Raw genomic sequence first — 15,891 nt, 5'->3', positions numbered from 1 at the left:
ATAATGATGGCAAAATCGTATTGAGAACTGAGGAGGAATTTCCTTGACAAAGGTTTTGGTCAGCGGCGCCTGCGGCCGCATGGGGCGCGCGGTGCTGAAAGCGGTCGCCGACGACGCGGATTTGCAGCTCGTCGGCGCGGTTGATATCGGCGGCGGCGCAGATACGGGGGAACTTGCGGGAACGGGGAAAAACGGCGTCCTCGTGGAGACCGATCTTGCGGCGGCGCTCGCGCGCCTGCGCCCCGAGGTGATGATTGACTTTACCCGCCCCGACGCCGTACACGGGAACGTCCTCACGGCGCTTGCGCATAAGGTGTCGCCCGTGGTCGGGACGACGGGACTCACGGATGCCCAGAAGGCGGAGATCAAGGCGGCGGCGGAGGCAAACGATACGCCCGCGTTCATCGCGCCGAACTTTGCGATCGGCGCTGTGCTGATGATGCTCATGAGCCGCATGGCGGCAAAGTATATGCCGGATGTCGAGATCATCGAGCTGCATCACGACAACAAACTCGACGCGCCCTCCGGAACGGCGGTGCAGACGGCTGCGATGATCGCCGAGGTGCGCGCCCCGCATCGACAGGGACACCCCGACGAGGAGGAGAAGATCCCGGGCGCGCGCGGCGCCGCGTACGAGGGCATGCGGATCCACAGCGTGCGGCTGCCGGGCTACGTCGCCCATCAAGAGGTGATTTTCGGCGGCCTCGGGCAGACGCTCTCGATCCGCCACGACTCGCTGAATCGAGAATCGTTCATGCCGGGCGTCGTCCTCGCCGCGAAGAAGGTGCGCAAATTGAAGAAATCGCTCACCGTGGGCCTCGACAAACTGCTGTAAGGGAGGCAGAATCATGAAGAAATATCGCGTGGCCATCCTCGGCGCAACGGGCGCCGTCGGTCAGGAGTTCCTGAACCTCATCGAAGAGCGTCAGTTTCCCTTCTCCGAGCTGCGCCTCCTCGCATCCAGCCGCTCGGCGGGCAAAAAGATCGCCTTTATGGGCAAAGAGTATACCGTGCGGGAGGCGACGGCGGATTCTTTCGCCGGAGTCGACATCGCGCTCTTTGCGGGCGGCGCGGCGAGCGCGGAGTTCGCGCCGCACGCCGTCAAGGCGGGCGCGGTCGTCATCGACAACTCCAGCACGTTCCGTATGGAGCCGGAGGTGCCGCTCGTCGTGCCCGAAGTCAACCCGCAGGCCATCGCGCGCCATAAGGGGATCATCGCGAATCCGAACTGCTCGACGATCATCATGGCGATGGGGCTCAAGCCCCTCTACGACGTCGCGAAGATTCGCCGCATCGTCGTCTCGACGTATCAGGCGGTCTCGGGCGCGGGCAAAGAGGGCATGACGGAGCTCGAGGAACAGGTCGCGGCACTCGCTTCGGGCAAAGAAGCAGAGGCGCATATCCTGCCCGTCGGCAAACTGCCGAAGCACTATCCGATCGCGTTTAACCTGATCCCGCAGATCGACGTGTTCAAGGACAATCTCTACACCAAAGAAGAGATGAAGATGATCGACGAGACGAAGAAGATCATGGAGGACGACACGCTGCGCATCACCGCGACGACGGTGCGCGTGCCGGTTTACCGCAGCCATGCCGAATCCGTCAACGTCGAATTCAAAGAGCCGATCTCGCTCGACGCCGCACGAGCGGCGATCGCAGCGTTTCCGGGCGTCGTTCTCCACGACGATCCCGCGGCGCAGGAGTATCCGATGCCGCTTTACACCTCCGGCAAGACGGACGTCGAGGTCGGGCGCCTGCGTGTGGATGAGTCCGCAGAAAACGCCCTGAACTTTTGGATCTGCGGCGATCAGATCAGGAAAGGGGCTGCGCTGAACGCGCTCCAGATCGCGGAATACATGATTACGCATGCGCTGCTCTAAATAAAGGAACAAAAAAGACCTATTTTTTTAAATAAAAATAGGTCTTTTTTTTATGGCCCGCGCGGGTATAATTCCGCGCAGGCCTTTTATATTGCGGCTTGCACGGAATCTGCGAAGAAATTGCATACAAGAAAAAAGAATATCTGTTTTCTTGAAAAATAGAAATTTTTTTGTTATAACTGTAAGAAAAGTGGTGAATTGTGGTGGAAAGTGCCACAAAGTGGTGAAAGGATCCTGAAAGGTGGTGCGGCCGGATGTTTATGGGAGAGTACGCCCACAGCATCGATGCAAAGGGCCGCGTTATCCTGCCTGCGGATTTTCGGCAGGAACTCGGGGTTTCGTTCATCATCACGAAGGGGCTGGACGGCAGTCTCTTCCTGTTCCCACAGGCGGCGTGGGACGAGTTCGCGGCGAAGCTCCGCACGCTCTCCATTGCCGATCCGAACGCGCGCGCGTTTGCGCGGTTCTTCATCGCGGGGGCGCGTACGCTCGAATGCGACAAGCAGGGCCGTTTCCTTGTGCCTGCGAATCTCCGTACCTACGCGAATATCGGGCTCAAACAGGACGTGATCCTCACGGGTGCCGATACGCGCATTGAGGTTTGGGATAAGGAGCGGTGGACGAACTATGCGGGCGAGGTCGATCCGAACATCACGGAGATCTCGACCCAGCTGGCGAGCTACGGCATCTCGATCTAAGGGAGCGGCGCGATGGACTTTCACCATGTGAGCGTTCTGCCCGAAGAGACGATCGAGGCCCTCTCCATTGTGCCGGACGGCGTCTATGTGGACTGTACGCTCGGCGGTGCGGGTCATGCCGCACGTATCGCCGCGCAGCTCTCGCCCAAAGGCCGGCTGATCGGCATCGACCGAGACGAGACCGCGATTGCAGCGGCGGAGGAGCGGCTGGCGTCGGCAGCGTGCCGGGTGTCCCTCGTCCGCGATAACTTCCGGCACCTGCCGGAGATTCTCGCGGCGGAGGAGATAACGTCGGCGGACGGCGTGCTCTTCGACCTCGGCGTCTCGTCGCCGCAGATCGACACGCCGGAGCGCGGTTTCTCCTATATGCGGGACGCGCCGCTCGACATGCGCATGGACCGGCGGGCGGCGCGTACGGCGTACGCCGTGGTGAATACGTACAGCGCGGCGCGCCTGACCGAGATTTTTTACGGTTACGGCGAGGAGCGCTGGGCCAAACGCATCGCCGCCTTTATCGAGGAGGCGCGCAGGATCCGTCCCATCGAAACGACGGCGGATCTCGTCGCCATCGTCGACCGCGCCGTACCGAAGAAGGTGCGGGCAAAGGGAGGGCACCCCGCCAAGCGGATTTTTCAGGCGATCCGCATCGAGGTCAACGAGGAACTGACGATCCTCGAGGGGGCGCTGACCGCCGCGGTCCGCGCCCTGAAACCGGGCGGCCGGCTCGCCGTGATCACGTTCCATTCGCTGGAGGACCGCATCGTGAAGCGCACGATGCAGAAGCTCGCGCGCGGCTGTGTCTGTCCGCCGCATACCCCTGTCTGCATCTGCGGGCACACGCCGGAGATCAGGATCATCGGCAAAGCGCGCGCGGCAGGCGCGGAAGAATGCAAGGAAAATCCGAGAGCAAAGAGCGCAAAGCTCCGCACAGCGGAGAAAATATAGAAATTATTTTTAGAATCAAAGGAGGTGCTTTAGATGCTGGCGCATAAAGAAGATTCCTATGCATACGACATCCCCGCGCCGGTACCCGCACCCCAGATCGAGATCCCGCAGGAGCCGCTGCGGCGCAGGGAGCTGAACACGAATCTGCGGAACTGTCTCCGGGCGATCTTCTTCCTCATCGCGCTCGGCGCAATGGTCGTCACGCTGCTCGGCGGCATCGGCGCGAAGAACGGCTACACGCTGCTCGAGACGCAGCAGACGGCGGAGCAGCTCGAGCAGGAGAACGAGCGCCTCAAGATCGAGATCGCACAGCTCAAATCACCGTCGCGCATTGAGGCGATCGCCGTGCAGGAACTGCATATGCAGATTCCGCAAAAAATGTATTTTTCGCACGAAGGGGAATGAGAGGCGCCATGGCAAAACGACTGGAGGAACTCGCCGCGCTCGTTCCGGGCGCGCGGATTACGGGCGACCCTGCGGCGGAGATCGCCTCGATAGAACGCGATTCAAGGAAAATAGAGACGGGGGCGCTCTTCGCATGCATCAGCGGCGCGCATGTGGATGCGCACACCTTCATACCGAATGCGGCGCGGGCGGGAGCCCGCGCTGTTTTGACGCAGAGGGAAGATATTGCGGTGCCCGACGGCGTCTCCGTCCTCCGGGTACCGGAGATCAACGAGGCGCTTGATGCGATCGTTCCGTTCTTCTACGATTATCCCGCCCGCAGCATGCGCATCGTCGGCATTACGGGAACGAACGGCAAGACGACGACAAGTTATCTCGTGCACGCTGTCCTGCGCCGTGCGGGAAAGCGCGTCGGACTCATCGGGACGATTCGGGTCATGATGGAGGATGATGTCTTTCCCACGGAGAATACGACGCCGGATGTGGTCGTCATGCAGCAGATGCTCGCCGAGATGCGGACGAGGGGCATGGATACGGTCGTGATGGAGGTGTCTTCGCATGCGCTGGATCAGGGGCGCGTGGCGGGCATCGAGTTCGATACCGCCGTCTTCACGAATCTGACGCAGGATCATCTCGACTATCATAAGACGATGGAAAACTACGCGCGCGCGAAGGCACGGCTTTTTGAGCTGGTTTCGGCGCCGGGCGTGAAAAAAGGCAAGACCGCCGTCATCAATGCGGACGACGCGGCGGGCGCGGTTATGCGCGCGCATACGACCTGCCCCGTCCTCTCTTACGGGGTGGAGAAGGAGGCCTCGCTCACGGCGCGGGATATCCGGCTCGCGCAGGATCATATGACGCTCAGTCTTGTGCACGGCGGAGAGGAATGCCCGCTCTCGCTGCACATCACGGGCAAATTCAACGTCTACAATGTGCTCGCGGCGGCGGGAGCGGCGCATGCAGAGGGCGTCGGATACGACGTGATCCGAACGGCGCTCGAAGCATTTACGGGTGTGCCCGGGCGCTTCGAACTCGTGCGCGCGGGGCAGGATTTCTCGGTGATCGTCGACTATGCGCATACGCCGGACGGCATGGAGAATGTACTGCGCACGGCGCGCGCCGTGACTGCGGGGCGCATCATCGCGGTGTTCGGCTGCGGCGGCGACCGCGACCGGACAAAGCGTCCCGTCATGGGCCGGATCGGGGCCGAGATGGCGGACGCGGTGTTCATCACGTCGGACAATCCGCGGACGGAGGATCCCGCGGCAATCCTCGACGAGGTGGAGGCGGGCGCGCTGCCCGTGATCGGGGCGAAACCGTATAAGAAACTCGTCGATCGGCGCACCGCTATCTTTGACGCCGTGCGGGCGGCACACACGGGCGACAGCGTCGTCATCCTCGGCAAGGGCCATGAGACTTATCAGATCCTCAAAGAGGGCACCGTCCATTTTGACGACCGCGAGACGGCGGAGGAAGCGATAAGGAGTGTGTGCCGATGACCTTTATGACATGGAACGAGATCCGCGCGGCGACGGGCGGGCGTCCGCTCTATGGGAAACTCAAGGGGAGCGCGGCGTTTGCGGGCGTCGCGACAGATACGCGCCGGGTCAAAGCGGGCGAACTCTTCGTCGCGCTGCGCGGGGAGAAATTTGACGGCGCGGACTTTGCCGCGGATGCGCTCCGTGCGGGGGCCGGGGCCGTCATGGTCGCGGAACCACTTTCTCCCGCGCACCGGAACATGCTGGAAGCGGCGAAGGGCATCGTCATCGGCGTGGACGATACCCTTACCGCCTACCAGCAGATCGCTCATGCCCGGCGCATGAAGTTCGATATCCCCGTCGTTGCCGTCACGGGCTCGAACGGCAAGACGACGACGAAAGATCTCGCGGCGGCGGTGCTCTCGGGGCGCGGCGCCGTCTGCCGTACGGCGGCAAATTACAATAATGAAATCGGACTGCCGCTGACGCTGCTCGGCATCACGGAGAAGGATACCGCCGCCGTCGTTGAGATGGGGATGCGCGGCCTCGGACAGATCGCTTCGCTTGCCGCCGTCGCCGCGCCGACGGTCGGCATCGTAACCAATGTCGGAGAGACGCATATGGAGCTGCTCGGTTCTATAGAGAATATCGCGCGGGCGAAGGCCGAACTCGTGGAGGCAATTCCGTCGGGCGGAACGGTCATCCTCAATGCCGACGACGCGCGCGTCGCCGCGATGCGCGCGCAGGCGAGGGACGACGTGCGCGTGCTGACCTACAGCATCCGTGCGGCGGCGGACATCCGCGCAGAGGCGCTGCGGACGGACGGCGCGCGGACGCGGTTCATGGTGACATACGGCGGGGAGCGGCACGACTATGCCGTGCCCCTGCTCGGCCGGCACAACGTCTACAATGCGCTTGCGGCGGTCGCAGCCGGATTTGCCCTTGGGCTGACGCCGCGGGAGATGCAGGAGGGGATCTCGCATCTCAGGCCGCCGAAGATGCGCTATGAAGTGCATCGTGTCGGTACCCGGACGTTTATCAACGACGCCTACAACGCGAGTCCCGCGTCGATGCGCGCGGCACTCGAGACGACGGCCGCGCTCTATCCGGGACGCAAGATCGCCGTGCTCGGCGATATGCTCGAACTCGGCGCCGCGTCGGCCGAGGGGCACCGCAGCGTCGGACGTACGGCGGCGGCGCAGGGCTTTGCCGCGGTCGTTACCTATGGAGACGAAGCGCGCCGGATCAACGAAGCGGCGGAGGCGGGCGGCTGTCTCTGCCGGCATGCCGCGACCCATGAGGAAGCGGCACATATGCTGCGCGACCTCCTCACGGACGGCGACACCGTCCTCTTCAAGGGGTCGCGCGGTATGCGGATGGAAGAGATCATGGCGCGTGTGGCGGGGGAGGAGGTGGAACGCCGATGACACAGATTTTGGATTTCCTGCCGCCCGAGATGGGGCTTTTGCTGACGGCGGTGACGTCGCTCCTCATCGTGCTCGTCAGCGGGCTCTTCTTCCTGCCGATTTTGCATCGGCTGAAATACGGTCAAAGTATCCGCGAAGAAGGTCCCGCGAGCCACCAAAAGAAGAGCGGGACGCCCACGATGGGCGGCGTGATGATCGTGCTTGCGGTGACCGCCGCGACGGTGCTCCTCGCTCCGCCTACGGCAACGACGCTGCTCGCGCTTTTCATCTTCCTCGGACATTTCTTCCTCGGTTTTGCGGACGACTACATCAAGGTGGTCAAGAAGCGCAATCTCGGGCTGCGCGCCTCTCAAAAACTCGCGGGGCAGATCCTCATCGCCTTTGTGACCATTGTCATCGGGCGCGCGATCCTCGGGCACGATACGAGCGTTTGGATCCCCTTCGCCGGTACGACGGCCGATATCGGCGAGCTCTATTACCTGCTCGTCGTGCTCGTTCTCGTCGGCACGTCCAATGCGGTCAATTTGACGGACGGACTCGACGGACTCGCCGCAGGGACGGTTGCGGCGGCGGCGCTCTTCTACACGGTTTTGACGTACGGCACGAACAGCGGTCTCGCGGTATTCTCCAGCGCGATAATTGGTGCATGCGTCGGCTTTTTGTGGTATAATCATCATCCGGCACGGATCTTTATGGGGGACACGGGTTCGCTTGCGCTCGGGGGCGCGCTTGCGGCCGTCGCCATCCTTTCGCGGACGGAGCTGCTGCTGCCCGTCGCGGGCTTTGTCTTCTTCTGCGAGGCGCTGTCCGTGATCCTGCAGGTCGTTTCGTTCCAAACGCGGGGCAAGCGCATTTTCCGCATGAGTCCGATTCATCATCATTTCGAACTCGGCGGATGGTCGGAGACCCGCGTCGTCTATACATTTTGGGCGGTCGGCGCGGCGGCGGCGGCGCTTGCCGGGCTCATCGCGGCGGTATCCTGACGCCGTGGTTCAATGAATTGGTAAGGGGGACGCAGGGGTTTGTCCTATCGTGGGAAAGCGGCGCTCGTCATCGGCGCGGGCATCAGCGGTTTTGCGGCCGCAAAGTATCTCGCGCATGAAGGGGCGCGTGTGACGCTTTCGGACGCGAAGTCCGAGACGGATTTTGAAAAAGACGCGGAAACGCGGGAACATATCGAAGCTCTGAGGGCGCAGGGAATATCCTGCGTCTTTGGCGCACAAGGGGAAGAACTGCTCGCGGGGGTCGATATGATCGTGCTCTCGCCCGCCGTGCCGGAGCGCATCCCGCTCGTCAGGGCGGCGCGCGCACGCGGCATCCGCGTGACGACGGAGGTGGAGCTTGCGGGAGAGGTCGCCCGCGCGCCGATCTGTGCCGTCACGGGAACGAACGGCAAGACGACGACGACAGCGCTCCTCGGCAATCTCCTGCGCGCGCATTTTGCTTTCGTCGGCGTCGGCGGCAACATCGGCGTGCCGCTCATCGAAGAGGCGCTTAGGATCCCGGCAGAGGGAGCAATTGCGGCCGAGATCTCCAGCTACCAGATGGAGGCGACCGCGCACTTTCACGTGCACATCGCCGCGGAGCTTAACGTGACGCCGGATCACATCGTGCGGCACGGCTCGATGGAGGTCTACCGGGCGATGAAGGAGAAACTCTTCGCCGCGCAGACGCCGGAGGACTTCCTCGTACTGAACGGCGACGACCCGCACACGCGCGGCATGGCGGCGCGCGCAAAGGGACGCGTATGCTTCTTTAGCCGGCTGCATCCGCTCCCCGCGGGCGCCTATGTCGAGGACGGGATGCTCGTGATCGCGTGGGACGGCGTACGGCATGAGCTCATTCCTGCGGCGGAGCTCGGCATCCGCGGCGGGCACAACGTGGAGAATGCACTTGCGGCGGCGGCCGTCGCTTTTCTCGCGGGGGTGACGCCTGCGGAGATGCGTCCCGTACTGCGTGACTTCGCGGGCGTGGAGCACCGCATCGAGCCGGTACGCGATATCAACGGCGTGCGCTATTACAACGACTCCAAAGCGACCAATACGGACGCCGCGATCAAGGCGCTCGAGGCGTTTGACGGGCACATCGTCCTCATCGCGGGCGGCGACGACAAGATGACCGATCTCACGGACTTTATGAACCTCGTGCATGCGCGTGTGGACGAGCTGATCCTCGTCGGTGCGGCCGCGGAGCGTTTCGCGGCGGCGGCCCTGGACGCGGGGGTCGATCCCGCGCATATCCGGCGCGTCGGCTACGATATGGAGGCGGCGGTGCGTACGGCGCATGATCTCGCTCATCCGCCGCAGACGGTGCTGCTCTCGCCGGCGTGCGCGAGTTTTGATATGTACGGCGGCTATGAGGAGCGCGGACGGGACTTCAAGAGGATCGTGAACGGACTATGAACATCATCGTATCGGGCGGCGGCACGGGCGGCCACATCTATCCCGCGCTCACGATCATCCGTGCGATCGAGCGGCACGTCCCGTCGGCGCGCATCCTCTACGTCGGCACACCGAACGGCCTCGAAGCGGATATTGTGCCGCGCGAGGGCATCGACTTCGCGGCGATAGAACTGGCCGGATTTGAGCGGCGGCTCTCTTTTGAGAACGTTCTGCGCGCGGGGCGTGCCCTGCGCGCTCTCGTGCGTGCGCGCGGCATTGTGCACGATTTCCGCCCGGACGTCGCCGTCGGCACGGGCGGCTATGTCGCGGGACCGGTTCTCCTCGCGGCGAGCCTCGCGGGCGTCCCGACGCTCGTGCAGGAGCAGAATGTGTTCGCCGGGGTGACGAACCGGATTCTCTCACATTTTGCGACGGCGATTGCCGTCGGCATGGAGGACGCGCGCGGCGTGTTCCCGAAGGAGAAGACGTTCGTCACGGGCAATCCGATCCGTCCCGAGGTACTGACGGTGACGCGCGCGGAAGGGGCGGCGTTCTTCGGTTTTGATCCGACGAAGAAGACGGTGCTGATCTCGGGCGGCAGCCGCGGCGCGCGTTCGATCAACCGCGCGATGGTCGAGGTGCTTGCCCATGCGGCGGCGCGGCAAGACGTACAGTACATCCATGTGACGGGCGCGGACGAGCATGCGGATACGCTGGCGCGTCTGCGTGCACGCGGCGTGCGTCTCGAGGATGCGCTTCACATCCGCGTGCTGCCGTATCTCTACAACATGCCGCAGGCGATGGCGGCGGCGGATATCGCCGTGTTCCGCGCGGGGGCGACGGGGCTTGCGGAACTTGCGGCGCGCGGTGTGCCCGCGATTCTCATTCCGTATCCGTATGCGGCGGAGAACCATCAGGAGAAGAACGCCCGCGCCCTTGCGGCGGCGGGCGCGGCGGAGGTCATCCTCAACCGCGATATCGGCGCGGCCGCGCTTGAAGGGGCGCTGCACGCGCTGCTCGCGGACGACGCGCGCCGCACGGAGATGGCGGCCGCGATGAAGCGCCTGGGGAAGCCGGAGGCGGCGGAGGAGATTGCGGCGCTCGCGCTGCGAATTTGTAAAAAAGAAGGGTGAAGGAATTGCTCAAGGACTTGCAGGGCATCCGTAAAATACATTTTGTCGGCATCGGCGGCGCGGGGATGAGCCCTCTCGCAAAAATTCTCCTCCTGCTCGGCTACGAGGTGTCGGGTTCGGACCAGGGATCCTCGCCCATCATCGAGGAACTCGTGCGCCTCGGCGCGCAGGTATGGACGGACGGCCAACACGCGGAGAACGTGCGCGGGGCGGACGCGATCGTCGTCTCGACGGCGATTCCCTACGATAATCCAGAAGTGATCGCGGCGTGGGACCTGCGCATCCCGAAGCTGCACCGCTCCGACATCAACGCGGCGCTCGTCAACGAATATGACGGCATCGCGGTCGCGGGATCCCACGGAAAGACGACGACCACCTCGATGATCGGCGTGACGCTCGACCGCGCGGGCATATCGCCGACGATCGTCGTCGGGGGCGAGGTGCCCGATCTCGGAACAAACGCGAAACTCGGCACGGGACGCTACCTCGTATCCGAAGCGGACGAGAGCGACGGCTCCTTCCTGAAACTCCGTCCGCATATCGCCGTTGTGACCAATGTGGAAGACGACCATATGGACCACTACGGTACGATGGAGAAGATCGTCGAGGCGTTCCGCACCTTTATCGCTCAGATCGACGCGGACGGGACGGCGGTGCTCTGCTATGAGAACGAGATTCTGCGGCGGCTGGGAGCGGAGACCGACCGCGCCGTCGTCTCCTATGCCATCGACCGGGATGCCGACTACCGTGCCGCGGATATCGCGACGCACGGGTCGGTAATCTCCTTTACGGTCGTCGAGCGCGGCACGGAGGCGGGGCGCGTCTCGCTCAACATCCCCGGGCGGCACAACGTGCTCAACGCGCTCGCCTGTATTGCCGTCGCACGGATTGCGGGGCTGCCGTTTGACCGCATCGCCGATGCGCTCGCTCATTTTCACGGGGCAAAGCGGCGCTTCCAGACGAAGGGGAAGGAGCGCGGCGTCTGGGTTGTGGACGACTATGCGCACCATCCGACGGAGATTGCGGCGACGCTTGCGGCCGCGCGGCAGACCGCGCCCGTGCGGCTCATCTGCGTCTTTCAGCCGCATCGATACTCGCGCACGCAGCTCCTGCGCGAAGAGTTCGGGGCATGCTTTGCCGCGGCCGATCTCCTGCTGCTGACGGACGTCTATGCGGCGGGAGAGGAACCGATCCCGGGCATCAGCGGCGAAACGCTGATGGAGGAGGTCGCGCGCCGGACGGGGCAGGATGCGGTCTATCTGCCGGAGCGCGACGATCTCCTGCGTTACCTGGCGCAGCACGTGCGCACGGGCGATCTTGTGATCACGATGGGCGCGGGCAATATCCTCGAGGTCGGCGAAGAACTTGTCGATCGCCTCAAAGAGGGGACGGCGGGGAATACCGAGGGACTGATCGCCGTTGTGATGGGCGGCCCTTCGACGGAGGCGGAGGTTTCGCGCCGTTCGGGCGCCGCGATTCTGCGCGCGCTGCATGAGAAGGAGCACCCTGCCGTGGGCCTCGAGCTGAATCCCGCATCCTTTGCGGAGGATATCAAACGGCTGGATCCCGCGATCGTATTCAACGCGCTGCACGGGAAATACGGCGAGGACGGCGTGCTGCAGGGAACGCTCGAGATGCTCGGTATCCCCTATACCGGCTCCGGCGTGCGTGCGGCGGCGCTCACGATGGACAAGACGACGGCAAAGCGCATCTTTGCCGCCGAGGGCATCGCGACCCCGCGCTTCCGCAGTTTTGATGAGGGAGCGGACACGGCGGCAATCGCCGCAGAGATTCTATCGGAGTTCTCCCTGCCCGTCGTGGTGAAAGCGCCCGAACAGGGATCCAGCATCGGCGTCTATATCGTCGCGGCGGAGGATGAACTGCGCCGTGCGCTCGACGAGGCGCTCTCCTATGGCGGGGCGCTGCTCGTGGAGGAGTTCATCGCGGGACGCGAACTGACCGTCGTCGTGTGGGGGACGCCCGGCCGTGCGGAGGCGCTGCCCGTGATCGAGATCACGACGGCGTCGGGGCGTTATGACTACGAGAGCAAGTACACGCCGGGCGCGTCGACGCATCTCGTGCCCGCCCCGATCTCCGCGGAGTGTACGGCCGCCGTGCAGGAACTCGCCGTACGTGCATTCGACGCGTGCGGATGCAGAGGCGTGGCGCGCGTCGACATGATGCTGAGCGAGGCGGGAGAAGCATATGCCATCGAGGTGAACTCCGTACCCGGCATGACGGAGACCTCGCTCGTCCCGGACGCGGCGCGCGCCGTGGGGCTCTCGTTCCCGGAACTCTGTGAAAAGATGCTCGCCATGGCGGGGTATGAGCGATGAAGTCGCGCCGTGTGCTCAAGGCGGCACTGTATCTTCTCTGCATCGGCGGCATTCTTGCGGCGCTCATCTACTCGCCGCTCTTTACGTTCCGGCAGCTCGTCGTGCGCGGCAACGTCAATTTGGACGAGAAGGAACTCTGCGAGATTGCGCGGATCCGTTATGGAGAGCGCCTTTTTGAGCTGAAAACGGATGCCATAACGATCAATCTGCTGCACGATCTGCGCATCGAGTCGGCCGTCGTGCGGCGCCGGCTGCCGAACAAGATCGAGATGGACATCGTGGAGCGCGTGCCCGTCGCAACGGTTGCCTGCGACTACGGCTATCTCGATTTTGACCGGCAGGGCAAGGTGATCGCGAGTTATCGCACGCTCAAGGGGGCGGACATTCCCATCATCACGGGGATCAAGCTGCGCGATCTCTACATCGGGGACGATAACGGCGACCCGCAGGTGGCGCAGGTGCTCGCTTTCCTCGGGAAGATCGCGCCCGCCGAGGTGGGGCAGATCTCGGAGGTCAACATCACCGTGCCGGACGCCGTCGTCGCCTATACGAAGGGGGCGCTTCCCATCCGGCTCGGGCGGCTCGACGGCATCGGGGAGAAGGCCGGACTCACACAGGATTTTTTACAGGATCAGAAGACGACGCGCCATACGATCGAGTATGTCGATTTCAGTTACGACGCGCCGTTCATCAAACTTGCGGACAAGACCGCAGAGGGGAAATAAATGAAACAATTCCGGCAGGGCGGGTGGATGATCGCGCTCGTTTGCATATTGATCGGCTTTATGATCGCCGTGCAGTTCCGTACGGTGCAGGATACGAAGGGGAGCCTCTCGCAGCAGCGCATCGAGGAACTCTCCGACCGCCTGCTGCAGACGGAGCACGAACGCGACGAACTCGGCGAGGAACTGCGCAAGATGCAGGCGGCCGCGGCTGAGGACGCGGGCGGCAGCGCGGATCGGGAGATGCTGCGCTACCGCGCCGCGCTCCTGCCGCTCACAGGCGAGGGCGTTATCGTGCGTATGGACGATAGCACGAAGAAAGTGAAGTCCGGAGAGAATCCGAACCTTTACGTCATCCATGACGACGATCTCCTGCGCGTCATCAACGAGCTGCGCGCGGCGGGGGCGGAGGCGATCTCCGTCAACGGACAGCGGCTGATCGGCACCTCGGAAATCCGCTGCGCGGGACCGACGCTCTCGGTCAACAACGTGCGTTCTTCGGCGCCCTTTGAGATTCGCGCGATCGGGGATAAGAAGTCCCTCGAGAACTCTCTCAAGATGCGCGGGGGCGTGGTCGAGACCCTCAGCGTCTGGGGGATCCAGCTCGATATCACGGCGAGCGACGATGTATATATCCCGCCGTACCGCGGCAGCATCCGCCAGACCTATGCGCATGAGACGGAAGAGAGGACGGAGGAATAAGATGATCTACGTCGTTTTGGTCAGCGTCCTCATCGGACTTTTCATCGGCTATATGAGCCCGATCGTGATCCCGATCGCGTATTCGAAACTCTTTTCCGTAGCGCTCGTCGCCGCGCTCGACGCCGCGTTCGGCGGACTGCGTTCGGCGATTTCGGAGCGGTTCGACAAACACGTCTTCGTCACCGGTTTCTTCTCGAACACACTGCTCGCGGCCGCTCTCGTCTTCATCGGGGATCGTCTCGGCATCGATCTCTATTACGTCGCTCTGCTCGCGTTCGGCTTCCGCATTTTCAAAAATCTCGCGGTCATTCGCCGCTACCTGCTCAGGGACTATCGGGACGGCGCAAAGTAAAAATTTTTTTATACTATGGAAATATACTGTGATTCATGGTAAAATTAGCGAGGAAAACTATTACCAATGAGATAGACGAGAATGGTCAAGCTACGATATGGAGGCTGAAGCTGTGTTCGAAATGGATGATAACTTTGAGGAACTCGCAAAGATCATCGTTGTCGGTGTCGGCGGCGGCGGCGGCAATGCGGTCAACAATATGATCGACTCCGGACTGCAGGGCGTGGAGTTCGTCGCGATCAATACGGATGCGCAGGCGCTGCTCCAGTCCAAGGCGGCGACGCGGATCCAGATCGGGGAGAAGCGTACGCGCGGACTCGGCGCCGGCGCGCGCCCCGAGATCGGCGAGGCGGCCGCGACGGAGAGCCGTGAGGCGATCCTTGAGGCGCTGCGCGGCGCGGATATGGTGTTTATCACGGCCGGTATGGGCGGCGGCACGGGGACGGGCGCGGCGTCCGTCGTCGCCGAGTGCGCGCGCGAACTCGGCGCGCTGACGGTCGCCGTCGTGACGCGTCCCTTTTCCTACGAGGGCATGACGCGTGCGCGCAACGCGGATTCCGGCATTGACAATCTGCAGTCGCATGTCGATACGATCATCACCATCCCGAACGACCGCTTGATGAAGATCATCGACAAGAGCACGCCCGTGACGGAGGCGTTCAGCAAAGTCGACAACGTCCTGTGGCAGGGCGTCAAGGGCATCACCGACCTCATTACCAACCAGGGCATCGTGAACCTGGACTTCGCCGACGTCAATACGACGATGGCGAACGGCGGCAGCGCCATTATGGGCATCGGCGAGGCGCGCGGCGAGGGGGCGTCGGTTGCCGCGGCAAAGGCCGCGATCGAGTCCCCGCTGCTCGAGACGAGCATCGAGGGCGCGACGTCCGTCATTCTGAACTTTACGGGCTCCAAGAGTCTCAGCATGTTTGAGGTGAACGAGGCGTCCGAGTGGCTGAACAGCATGATTGTCAACTCCTCGAACGGGCGCCGCGCCAACATCATTTGGGGCATCGGCGTGGATGACAGCCTCGAGGATACCGTCCGCGTCACCGTCGTCGCCACCGGATTCGGCATGACCGATCAGGGAAAGGCGGATACGGGGACGGGATTCACCGAGGACTGGACGATCCCCATGCCGGGAGCGGCTGCCGAGGCAGAGGCAAAGCCATCCGCGGCGCCGCCGCCCGCGCAGGCACAGGCCCGTCCCGCATCCGCCGTCGTACCGCCGCGTCAGAGTCCGAACCGCGGCCGTATGAACGTCGTCGAGCCGAATACGGGAGCAAGCGGAGCGGATATCATTGACATCCCCGCATGGATGCGCCAGCGCTGATATCGGTACGAGAACCATAAATCACTGCTTCTTAGAGAAAAGACATAGATGCAGAAAACTGAGAACGAGCACTTGAGAGCGTTCTCAGTTTTTTTTGCA

15 protein-coding genes are annotated in these 15,891 nt (G+C 63.2%); all 15 read left to right on the top strand.

The window, feature by feature from the left end; translation table 11 throughout:
- Positions 1-43 precede the first annotated feature (43 nt).
- Positions 44-835, top strand: coding sequence for a 4-hydroxy-tetrahydrodipicolinate reductase (gene dapB, locus HMPREF9161_RS03415; protein WP_009728285.1), 792 nt, complete (start codon positions 44-46; stop codon positions 833-835).
- A gap of 13 nt (positions 836-848) precedes the next feature.
- Positions 849-1,880, top strand: coding sequence for an aspartate-semialdehyde dehydrogenase (locus HMPREF9161_RS03410; protein ID WP_009728284.1), 1,032 nt, complete (start codon positions 849-851; stop codon positions 1,878-1,880).
- Positions 1,881-2,134: 254 nt separating this feature from the next.
- Entirely contained in the window at positions 2,135-2,578 is a 444-nt protein-coding gene (gene mraZ / locus HMPREF9161_RS03405; protein WP_009728283.1) for a division/cell wall cluster transcriptional repressor MraZ, read from the top strand.
- 12 nt (positions 2,579-2,590) lie between these two features.
- On the top strand, positions 2,591-3,523 hold the full coding sequence (rsmH, locus tag HMPREF9161_RS03400; RefSeq protein WP_009728282.1) for a 16S rRNA (cytosine(1402)-N(4))-methyltransferase RsmH: 933 nt from the start codon (positions 2,591-2,593) through the stop codon (positions 3,521-3,523).
- 33 nt (positions 3,524-3,556) lie between these two features.
- Positions 3,557-3,928 (top strand): cell division protein FtsL, encoded by a 372-nt coding sequence (locus HMPREF9161_RS03395; RefSeq protein WP_009728281.1) that lies wholly within the window; start codon positions 3,557-3,559, stop codon positions 3,926-3,928.
- 8 nt (positions 3,929-3,936) lie between these two features.
- Complete coding sequence (locus HMPREF9161_RS03390; RefSeq protein WP_009728280.1) at positions 3,937-5,427, top strand: UDP-N-acetylmuramoyl-L-alanyl-D-glutamate--2,6-diaminopimelate ligase; 1,491 nt, start codon at positions 3,937-3,939, stop codon at positions 5,425-5,427.
- Entirely contained in the window at positions 5,424-6,833 is a 1,410-nt protein-coding gene (gene murF / locus HMPREF9161_RS03385) for a UDP-N-acetylmuramoyl-tripeptide--D-alanyl-D-alanine ligase (RefSeq protein WP_009728279.1), read from the top strand. The genes HMPREF9161_RS03390 and murF overlap by 4 nt, the downstream gene beginning before the upstream one ends.
- Positions 6,830-7,816 carry a phospho-N-acetylmuramoyl-pentapeptide-transferase gene (gene mraY / locus HMPREF9161_RS03380; RefSeq protein ID WP_009728278.1) on the top strand — a complete coding sequence of 329 codons (987 nt, stop codon included), beginning with the start codon at positions 6,830-6,832 and terminating at the stop codon, positions 7,814-7,816. Before murF ends, mraY begins: the two co-directional genes overlap by 4 nt.
- A 39-nt stretch (positions 7,817-7,855) precedes the next feature.
- Positions 7,856-9,235 (top strand): UDP-N-acetylmuramoyl-L-alanine--D-glutamate ligase, encoded by a 1,380-nt coding sequence (gene murD, locus HMPREF9161_RS03375; protein ID WP_009728277.1) that lies wholly within the window; start codon positions 7,856-7,858, stop codon positions 9,233-9,235.
- The gene (murG, locus tag HMPREF9161_RS03370; RefSeq protein ID WP_009728276.1) at positions 9,232-10,347 is read left to right on the top strand and encodes an undecaprenyldiphospho-muramoylpentapeptide beta-N-acetylglucosaminyltransferase; all 1,116 of its coding nucleotides are present in this window, start codon (positions 9,232-9,234) and stop codon (positions 10,345-10,347) included. The genes murD and murG overlap by 4 nt, the downstream gene beginning before the upstream one ends.
- A gap of 5 nt (positions 10,348-10,352) precedes the next feature.
- Entirely contained in the window at positions 10,353-12,683 is a 2,331-nt protein-coding gene (gene murC, locus HMPREF9161_RS03365) for a UDP-N-acetylmuramate--L-alanine ligase (protein ID WP_009728275.1), read from the top strand.
- On the top strand, positions 12,680-13,408 hold the full coding sequence (locus tag HMPREF9161_RS03360; protein ID WP_009728274.1) for a cell division protein FtsQ/DivIB: 729 nt from the start codon (positions 12,680-12,682) through the stop codon (positions 13,406-13,408). The genes murC and HMPREF9161_RS03360 overlap by 4 nt, the downstream gene beginning before the upstream one ends.
- The gene (locus HMPREF9161_RS03355) at positions 13,409-14,107 is read left to right on the top strand and encodes a DUF881 domain-containing protein (protein WP_009728273.1); all 699 of its coding nucleotides are present in this window, start codon (positions 13,409-13,411) and stop codon (positions 14,105-14,107) included.
- Between the two features lies 1 nt (position 14,108).
- Positions 14,109-14,459 (top strand): small basic family protein, encoded by a 351-nt coding sequence (locus HMPREF9161_RS03350; RefSeq protein WP_009728272.1) that lies wholly within the window; start codon positions 14,109-14,111, stop codon positions 14,457-14,459.
- A 97-nt stretch (positions 14,460-14,556) separates the two neighbouring features.
- The gene (gene ftsZ / locus HMPREF9161_RS03345; RefSeq protein ID WP_198002151.1) at positions 14,557-15,792 is read left to right on the top strand and encodes a cell division protein FtsZ; all 1,236 of its coding nucleotides are present in this window, start codon (positions 14,557-14,559) and stop codon (positions 15,790-15,792) included.
- Positions 15,793-15,891 lie beyond the last annotated feature (99 nt).

Source organism: Selenomonas sp. F0473, assembly GCF_000315545.1.
GTDB lineage: Bacteria > Bacillota > Negativicutes > Selenomonadales > Selenomonadaceae > Centipeda.
This window is presented reverse-complemented; position numbering and strand designations above follow the sequence as displayed.